The sequence below is a fragment of the Mycobacterium sp. genome, from assembly GCF_049280035.1.
In the GTDB taxonomy this organism is placed as follows: domain Bacteria; phylum Actinomycetota; class Actinomycetes; order Mycobacteriales; family Mycobacteriaceae; genus Mycobacterium.
Genome location: NZ_JBAPPI010000031.1, coordinates 1 through 1973, shown reverse-complemented (window position 1 = coordinate 1973; position 1973 = coordinate 1). Strand labels below are relative to the sequence as shown.

Genomic DNA, 1973 nt, shown 5'->3' with positions numbered 1-1973 from the left:
CGCAAGAAGACCGACACCGGCCGCTGCTTGTTGGTCGCGAACGCTGCGAATTCCCTTGCCACACAGGCCCGCGCGACGGTAGGAACCAGATAGCCCACCGACACCGGCCGACCCGGCTCGCCGAACAGCGACGGTATTGCGACGGTAAACCCGTTGTCCACCAGATGATTACCCAGTCCCAGCACACCGGGATGAATACCCGGTAGCTCCGGGATCAGCACCACGCCGGGCCCGTCACCCCGGCGGTAGACGTCATGGGTGTACCCGCCGCCGGTGAACGGCGCCACAGACCAACCGGTGAGGTCAGCTTCCGGTGCGCTCACTGGTGCACCATCCTTGTGTCGGTGATCTTGAATGGGTCGCCGATGCACCTGAGGTGGCGTTGGGTTATCGCCCGGCTCGCTCGACAGCGGTTATGTCCAGCATGAGTTCTGCGGAACCTAGCGTTCACCCGGGGCACGCCGACCGTCGACAGGGCTGAGCGCCTGCGAGCGCCGAACAGTGAGCGAACAGGCAGACGTGCCCCGGTACCACACGAGGGTGCCTCCCCACTGGGACTAGCAGCGAGGAGGCTGTCTTGAAGTCTGCCCGAAATACCTTGCCGACGGAACCCACCAACGGTGTCACCTGCGGGATCGATTGGGCGAGTGATGATCACGCTTTGTCGATCGTCGACGCCCACGGTCGCGAAATTGTGCGATGCACGATCGAGCACAACGCCGCCGGACTGCGCGAGTTGCTCGCCGTGCTGGAACGCGCCGGTGTGCAAGAAGTCGCGATCGAACGGCCCGACGGTCCGGTGGTGAACACCCTGCTCGACGCGGGTGTCACGGTCGTGGTGATCAGTCCCAACCAGGTCAAGAACCTGCGCGGACGCTACGGTTCGGCCGGTAACAAGGACGACCGGTTCGACGCGTTCGTCCTGGCCGACACCCTGCGCACCGACCGAGCCAGGCTGCACCCGCTGCTGCCCGACACCCCGGCCACGGTCACCCTGCGCCAAACCTGCCGCGCCCGCAAAGACCTCGTCGCCCACCGGGTCGCCGTGGCCAACCAGCTGCGCGCGCACCTCAAGACCGTGTTCCCCGGTGCGGTCGGATTGTTCGCAGACCTCGACAGTGCGATCGGTCTGGCGTTTTTGACCCGTTTCGACTGCCAGGACCGCGCGGACTGGCTGTCGGTCAAGCGACTGGCTGACTGGCTGGCCAGCACGGGCTACAGCGGCCGCACCGACCCTTCCGTGCTCTACCACCGGCTCACCAGCGCAGCGCGCGGGACCGCCGGGACTGACGGCACCGCCACCACCGGCGCCTTCGTGGCCGTGCTGTCCAGCCTCGCTGCCCAGATCAAGGCCCTTGACGCCGATATCGCCGAACAACTCGCTCGCCACGCCGACGCGCGGATCTTCACCTCCCTGCCGCGCTCGGGCACGTTCCGCGCGGCCCGCCTGCTCGGCGAGATCGGAGACTGCCGAGCCCGCTTCCCCACCCCGGAATCGTTGGCCTGCCTGGCCGGTGTCGCTCCCTCCACCCGCCAGTCCGGAAAAGTCAAACACGTCGGATTCCGTTGGGCCGCAGACAAACAACTCCGCGAAGCTGTCACCGACTTCGCCGGCGATAGCCGACGCGCCAACCCCTGGGCCGCCGACCTTTACAACCGCGCCAGAGCCCGAGGACACGACCACCCCCACGCCGTCCGCATCCTCGCCCGCGCCTGGCTCTACATCATCTGGCACTGCTGGCAAGACGGAATCGCCTACGACCCCGCCAAACATCGCGCCCTCCAGACATTGCTCAACCAAGCTCAACACCGGGCGGCTTGACACAGGGCAACTCATGCGTGTCCTTTCTACCGATGCGCCGGTAACGGCGGCTGTGATTGGGTGGCGGCTGCCAGCGTACGGAACTGATCGACGCTCCCGGCACCCGTGATCGCGACCTGGGCAGGCCCGACCGGACTGGCCAGCCGCGTGG

1 protein-coding gene and 2 pseudogenes are annotated in these 1973 nt (G+C 66.9%); 1 reads left to right on the top strand and 2 read right to left on the bottom strand.

Translation table 11 applies throughout. The annotated features are described in order from the left end of the window. A pseudogene (locus WAN71_RS01050) lies at positions 1 to 323 on the bottom strand (dienelactone hydrolase); the annotation flags it as partial. Between the two features lie 254 nt (positions 324 to 577). Between WAN71_RS01050 and WAN71_RS01045 the strand changes: the two are divergent. Then, positions 578 to 1822 carry an IS110 family transposase gene (locus tag WAN71_RS01045; protein WP_422223553.1) on the top strand — a complete coding sequence of 415 codons (1245 nt, stop codon included), beginning with the start codon at positions 578 to 580 and terminating at the stop codon, positions 1820 to 1822. Positions 1823 to 1848: 26 nt separating this feature from the next. On the opposite strand, the pseudogene WAN71_RS01040 reads toward WAN71_RS01045, so the two are convergent. After that, positions 1849 to 1973, bottom strand: a pseudogene (locus WAN71_RS01040) (DUF4245 domain-containing protein); the annotation flags it as partial.